Raw genomic sequence first — 5,101 nt, 5'->3', positions numbered from 1 at the left:
GGGGGTTGCCCGGGGGGGTGGCGGGGGCAATCCCGCCGGGGCGGGGGTCGCCCCCGCGGGGCGCCCCCCCGGGCACCCGACGCCCGGGCGCCGCCGCCGTCACCGAACACCCCCCAACGGCCAACCGCGGCACCGCACCCGGGCCGCGGCGTCCCGTGCTGCCCGGACGTTGCCGTCGACCGAGTTCTGTGACAGTGTTACGAAATGCTCAACACTGCCGAAGCAACCAGGGAACCGCTGGTCAGGATCGCCGGGACGTTCATGGCGTCACCTGAGCTCGCGGCTCGCGAACAGGCCGTCGGCCTGCCGCCGCGCACGCTCTACTTCCGCGGTCGCACGGCGGTCCTCGGAGACCCGTCGCCCGGCGTGGCGGCGTCCGTGCTCGGGATCTTCCCCGAGTGGCTGGTCGGGATGGCGCTCGCGCGCCCGTTCCCCGCCGACCGCGCCGTCGAGGCGTACCTGGGCGGGTGCTGGGACTGGTCCCGCAACCACCTGGCCGAGGTCGCGGAGGCCGACCGGTTCGCGGACCTCGCCTTCGCGGTCGTCGACGGGGCGGATGCCTCCGCGCTGCCGCTGTTCCGCGGCTGGCGTGACGCGGCGCGTCCCGAGGACGGCCCCGCCCGCCTCGGCCACGCCCTGATGGTGCTCCGCGAGCTCCGCGGCGGCCTGCACTTCGCCGCGCTGCGCGCCGTGGGGCTGAGCATCACCCAGGCCGTCGCCCTGGACCCCGAAGGCGGTCTCGGCCGGCTCCGGCGCACCGGGTGGCGGCCCGACGACGCCGAGGCGTTGCTGGCGTCCGTAGCCGGTCGCCCGGACCTGGAGGCGCGGTGGCGGCAGGCCGAGCGGCTGACCGACGAGCGGTTCGACGACGCCCTGGCCGTGCTGACCGACGCCGAACGGGCGGAGTTCGCCGACCGACTGCTCCCGCTGTGACTCCGACGCGTGGGTGAACGGCCGCCAACGGGGGTGGAATCGCAGGTCAAGAACGTGTGCCACCCCCGTTTTGGAGGTGTGCACCCCCGTGCCCTATGCTTACGATGCTTCCACCGGACAGCGTGGAGGGCCTGGGAAAGAAGGTGGCCCACAAGGGCTGCCGGAGGAACTGGGTCCCCATCGTCTAGCGGCCTAGGACCCCGCCCTTTCAAGGCGGTAGCGCGGGTTCGAATCCCGTTGGGGGCACGCGGTACAGTAAGTGCGGTACGGTGTGAACCGGCAAGACGAGCAGTAAAGCAAGGCCCAGTGGCGCAGTTGGTTAGCGCGTCGCCCTGTCACGGCGAAGGTCGCGGGTTCGAGTCCCGTCTGGGTCGCAAGGCAGTTCGGCCAGTCCGGTCGAACCGCTACCTGGCCAGGTAGCTCAGTTGGTACGAGCGACCGCCTGAAAAGCGGTAGGTCGGCGGTTCGACCCCGCCCCTGGCCACCAGACTGTTGAGAAAGCCCCTCCGCTGAGCGCGAGGGGCTTTTCTCATTTCCCGGTCGTGAATCGGATGACCGCCAGCGCTTGGTCGTCGTGCACTTTCGGCCGCGGCCACTTCGTGCGCGCGGCATCATCCGCTTCCGCCGCCCGGATCTCGTCCAGCACCGCTTCCGGACCCTTTTCCGAAGTGATGTCCAACACGATTTTCCAGTCCGCGAACAAGTCGTAGTCGTCCACGCTGCAGGACACGCCGTCCGTCGCCATCACCACCGCGCGCACCCGGTCGCGCGGCCACCTCGCCCGCACGGCCCGGTGCGCGGCGGCCGGTTCCGCCTCGGCCACCCACCAGCCGCCGTCGCGGTTGCGCCAGTCGGTGATCCGGTCGACCCGCCCGCGCAGGTCCCGCAGCCGGTCGTCCGCGACCACCTCGACCCCCGAGTCGGTGAACACGACCACCGGGCTGTCCGCGAGCACCAGGACGTCCACGTCGGTGTCGGTCCACCGCGTGATCGCGACCGTGCTCGACGGCGAGTTCCCCGGCGTCAGGTCGAACCTCGCGGCGAGCCGGGCGATGGCTCGGGCCAGGCCGTCGGCCAGGTCCCCGCGCAGGGCTCCCGGTGCGGCGAGTTCCTCGGCCAGGTGGCGCGAGTGCCAGCCGCCGTCGCGCTCGCGCGGGGTCGGGGAGGTCGCGCCGTCCAGCAGCACGACGGCGTCCGGGAGTCGGACGACGCGGTCCTCGGTGGGGCGCGGCAGGCCGTCACGGCCCACTCCGGCCCGTTCGGCGGTGGTGATCTCCGGCATCGGCACCGAGCCTAGTGCGTCAACCTGGGTTGACAAGTCGACGCGTGTCAACCAAAGTTGACGGCATGACGGAAGCAACCGAGCTCGCCTCGGCGGCGGGCGATCGAGACCCCAGGGTCGGGCTGCGAGCGGTCAGCGCGCTGCGCCGGCTGCTGGAAACCCTTGAAGCCGTGCAGGTGCGCAACGCCCGCGCCCGCGGCTGGTCATGGCAGGAGATCGCGGCCGAACTCGGGGTCACCCGACAGGCCGTCCACAAGAAGCACGGGGGAGACCGATGATCGGGGAACGGTTCACCAGGGCCGCCCGCCAGACCGTCCACGACGCCGTGGTGCAGGCCGAGAGCCTCGACGCGCCCGGGATCGGGCCCGAGCACCTCGCGCTGGCCCTGCTCGACTCGCCGGTGCTGGCCGAGTTCCACCTGCGACGCGACGAGGTGGCCGACGCCTTCGCCGCCGCCCGGCGCAAGGGCGGGCTCAGCGACGCCGACACCGAGGCGCTGCGCCGGTTCGGCATCGACGTCGACGAGGTCGTGGCGTCCGTCGAGCGCACGCACGGCGAAGGCGCACTGGCCGGCGCGCGCAACCGGCGCCGGCGGCGGTTCTTCGGCAACCACCTGCCGTTCACCGCCGAGGCGAAGAAGACCCTCGTCCGCAGCCTCGTCGAAGCCCGCGACCTCGGCCACGGCTCGCTCGGCCAGGAGCACCTGCTGCTGGCGCTGCTGGCCGAGCGCGGACTCGTGGCCGAGGTCCTCGGGGCGCGCGGCGTGGACTACGGGGAGGTCAGGAGGCGGGCCGCTCGCTCACCCAGGTGACCAGGGGGAGGAACGCCTGGGTCAGCGGGCCGATGGTCACGGCGTAGAGGACGGTGCCCACGCCGATCGTGCCGCCGAGCAACCAGCCGAGGGCGAGCACGGTCACCTCGACCACCGTCCGCACCAGGCGCAACGAGGTCCCGGTCCGCGCGCAGAAACCGGTCGTCAGGCCGTCGCGCGGGCCGGGGCCCAACCGTGCGCCGATGTAGACGGCGGCGGCCAGGCCGTTCAGCACGATGCCGCCGGTCAGGAACAGGATGCGCGGCAGCATCTCGGACGGGCTCGGCAGGATCGCCAGCGTGACGTCCACCGCGACGCCGATGACGATCACGTTGCTGACCGTCCCGACCCCCGGTCTCTGCCTCAGCGGGATCCAGCAGAGCAGGACGACGGCGCCGACGAGCGCGGTGATCGTGCCGAAGGACAAGCCGGTGATCTTCGTGAGGCCGTCGTGCAGCACGTCCCACGGGTCGAGGCCGAGGGTGGCGCGGATCTGGAGCGCCATGCTCGCGCCGTAGAGCCACAGCCCGGCGAGGAGCTGGGGGACGCGGCGGAGCGGGGAGACGGTGACCGGGACCTGGGTGAGTGCGGCGAGCATGTGGCCATCTTTCGTCCTGATTGGCCTTGTAATCCAGATCCAATCCGCGATAATTGGCCTTATGAACGGTGATGTCCCACCAGGTGGACGTATAACCGGATTTCGCCTGGCCGGCTTGCTGGGCGAGTGGCGTCGTCGTGGCGCACGTCACGGCTCGACCGACCTGGCCGCGGCGATCCGCATGCTGGTCCTGGACGGACGGCTGCCCGCCGGCACGCGGCTGCCCGCCGAGCGGGAGATGGCCGAGGTGCTGCCGGTGAGCCGCACCATGATCACGGCCGCGCTGGACCAGCTGCGGTCCGAGGGGCTGGTCGCGAGCCGCCGCGGCGCGGGGTCGTGGATCAGCCTGCCGACGGGCGCGCTGGGGTTCACCCCGGACACGCCGTTGGTGGGTCACTCGATGGTGGACTTCGCGCGTGCCGCGCCTCCCGCGCTGCCGGGCGTGCTGGCGGCGTTCGACCAGGTGCGGCGGTACCTCCCGGACCACCTGGCCGACCACGGGTACTACGAGCACGGTCTGCCTGAGCTGCGGCGACGCATCGCGGACCGGTATGCGGCGCGAGGGCTGCCAACGTCACCGGACCAGATCGTGATCACCAGCGGCGCGCAGCACGCCCTCGCGCTGACCCTCCGCCTGTTCACCGGACCGGGTGATCGCGTGCTGGTGGAGCAACCGAGCTACCCGAACGCCCTGGACGCGATCAAGGCCGTGTCCGCCATCCCGGTCCCGGTGGCGATGACCGACACCGGCTGGGACCTGCCCGGGATGGCCGCCGCCCTCCGCCAAGCCGCACCGCGCATGGCGTACGTCGTGCTCGACTTCCACAACCCCACCGGTCACCGCCTGGACGCCGAGGGCCGGGCTGAACTGGCCGACACGGCCCGCCGCGCCCGCACCCCGCTGGTGGTCGACGAGACCGTGGCCGAACTGGACCTGGACGGCGACCCGCTGGACGGCCCGCCGCCGATGGCGACGTTCGCCGAGGACCTGGTCGTGACGCTGGGCTCGGCCAGCAAGTCCCACTGGGGCGGCCTGCGGATCGGCTGGATCCGCGCGTCCCCCGAGGTGGTCCACCGCCTGATCAGCACCCGCACCGCTCTCGACCTCGGGTCCGCGGTGGTGGAGCAGCTCGTGCTGGCGGAGCTGATGGCCGACCCGGAACCGGCGCTGCGCGAGCGGAGGGCCCAACTGGCGGCCCAGCGGGACGTGCTCATGGAGGGCCTGCGCGAACAGTGCCCGACCTGGCGCTTCCGCCGTCCGACCGGGGGCCTCAGCGTGTGGTGCGAACTGGACGCCCCGATCAGCACCCGCATCGCCGTCGTCGCCCAGAACCACGGCATCCGCCTGGCGCCGGGGTCGCGCTTCGGCGCGCACGGCGGCTTCGAGCGCTGGCTGCGCCTGCCGTACGTGCAGCCGGCCGACGTCCTGCGCGACGCCGTGCGCCGGCTGGGCCGGGTGTTCGGGCAGTGATCGGTC

Annotated in this window: 6 protein-coding genes and 3 tRNA genes; 7 read left to right on the top strand and 2 right to left on the bottom strand. The window is 72.7% G+C overall.

Annotated features, from left to right (window positions below):
* The first annotated feature begins 204 nt into the window (after positions 1–204).
* The 4 genes from AB0G02_RS21625 (at position 205) to AB0G02_RS21610 (ending at position 1,420) form a co-directional block, all read left to right on the top strand.
* A complete protein-coding gene (locus tag AB0G02_RS21625) occupies positions 205–933 on the top strand; it encodes a hypothetical protein (protein ID WP_360797179.1) in 729 nt (242 codons plus the stop codon).
* Positions 934–1,106: 173 nt separating this feature from the next.
* Positions 1,107–1,179, top strand: a tRNA-Glu gene (locus tag AB0G02_RS21620).
* A gap of 54 nt (positions 1,180–1,233) precedes the next feature.
* Positions 1,234–1,307, top strand: a tRNA-Asp gene (locus AB0G02_RS21615).
* Between the two features lie 36 nt (positions 1,308–1,343).
* Positions 1,344–1,420 (top strand) — tRNA-Phe (locus AB0G02_RS21610).
* A gap of 42 nt (positions 1,421–1,462) precedes the next feature.
* On the opposite strand, the gene AB0G02_RS21605 is transcribed toward AB0G02_RS21610, so the two are convergent.
* Positions 1,463–2,215, bottom strand: coding sequence for a hypothetical protein (locus AB0G02_RS21605; RefSeq protein WP_360797177.1), 753 nt, complete (start codon positions 2,213–2,215; stop codon positions 1,463–1,465).
* A gap of 65 nt (positions 2,216–2,280) precedes the next feature.
* Here AB0G02_RS21605 and AB0G02_RS21600 point away from each other — a divergent pair, with 65 nt between their 5' ends.
* A complete protein-coding gene (locus AB0G02_RS21600; protein ID WP_053722501.1) occupies positions 2,281–2,493 on the top strand; it encodes a hypothetical protein in 213 nt (70 codons plus the stop codon).
* Entirely contained in the window at positions 2,490–3,026 is a 537-nt protein-coding gene (locus AB0G02_RS21595; protein WP_360797175.1) for a Clp protease N-terminal domain-containing protein, read from the top strand. Before AB0G02_RS21600 ends, AB0G02_RS21595 begins: the two co-directional genes overlap by 4 nt.
* Here the strand turns inward: AB0G02_RS21595 and AB0G02_RS21590 are convergent.
* Positions 2,995–3,624 carry a hypothetical protein gene (locus tag AB0G02_RS21590; RefSeq protein WP_360797173.1) on the bottom strand — a complete coding sequence of 210 codons (630 nt, stop codon included), beginning with the start codon at positions 3,622–3,624 and terminating at the stop codon, positions 2,995–2,997. The two genes, AB0G02_RS21595 and AB0G02_RS21590, sit on opposite strands and share 32 nt — an antisense overlap.
* A gap of 61 nt (positions 3,625–3,685) precedes the next feature.
* Here AB0G02_RS21590 and AB0G02_RS21585 point away from each other — a divergent pair, with 61 nt between their 5' ends.
* A complete protein-coding gene (locus AB0G02_RS21585) occupies positions 3,686–5,095 on the top strand; it encodes a PLP-dependent aminotransferase family protein (protein WP_360797171.1) in 1,410 nt (469 codons plus the stop codon).
* Positions 5,096–5,101: the final 6 nt, after the last annotated feature.

It is taken from the genome of Actinosynnema sp. NPDC023658, from assembly GCF_040639995.1.
Classification (GTDB): domain Bacteria; phylum Actinomycetota; class Actinomycetes; order Mycobacteriales; family Pseudonocardiaceae; genus Actinosynnema.
This window is presented reverse-complemented; position numbering and strand designations above follow the sequence as displayed.